Source organism: Mesorhizobium sp. BHbdii (assembly GCF_053848045.1).
The window spans coordinates 1-556 of the sequence record NZ_JBSPKX010000102.1 but is presented as its reverse complement, the minus strand read 5'-3'; the positions used below and the strand labels follow the sequence as shown (position 1 = coordinate 556).

Here is a 556-nt window from a genome sequence, read left to right as displayed (position 1 = left end):
CATCGAGGTGGAAACGGCGGCGCTGCAGGTCTCGCCCGGCAATGAGGCGCATCTGGCGGCTTTCGCCACGCAAGCGATCGGACCGGATGGCGCGCACGCGCCGCTCTATCTCCACACCTCGCCGGAATTCGCCTGCAAGAAGCTGCTCGCCGCCGGCGAGGCCAGGATTTTCAGCCTAGGTGCCGTCTGGCGCAACCGCGAGCGCGGCCCCTTGCATCATCCCGAATTCACCATGCTCGAATGGTACCGGGTGGGCGAGGCCTACGAGAGCCTGATGCGCGATTGCGCCGATCTGCTCGCGCTGGCCGCGACGCGGGCAGGGGCGACGCGCTTTTCCTTCAGGAGCCGCGAATGCGATCCGTTCGCCGAGCCGGAACGGCTGACGGTGGCGGACGCCTTTTCTCGCCATGTCGGCATCGATCTCCTGGCCACGGTCGCCGCGGATGGCGGCACCGACCGGGACGCGCTCTACGCCGCCTTGACCAAAGCCGGCCTGCGCACGGCCCTCGACGACAGCTGGGCCGACCTGTTCAGCCGCGTGATGGTGGAAAAGATC

General features: G+C 68.0%; 1 protein-coding gene. It reads left to right on the top strand.

What is annotated here, in order from left to right; all coding sequences use genetic code 11:
• Nucleotides 1-556, top strand: a 556-nt coding sequence (locus tag ACWTU8_RS32060) for an amino acid--tRNA ligase-related protein (protein WP_455851285.1), incomplete at both ends; no start/stop codon positions are given.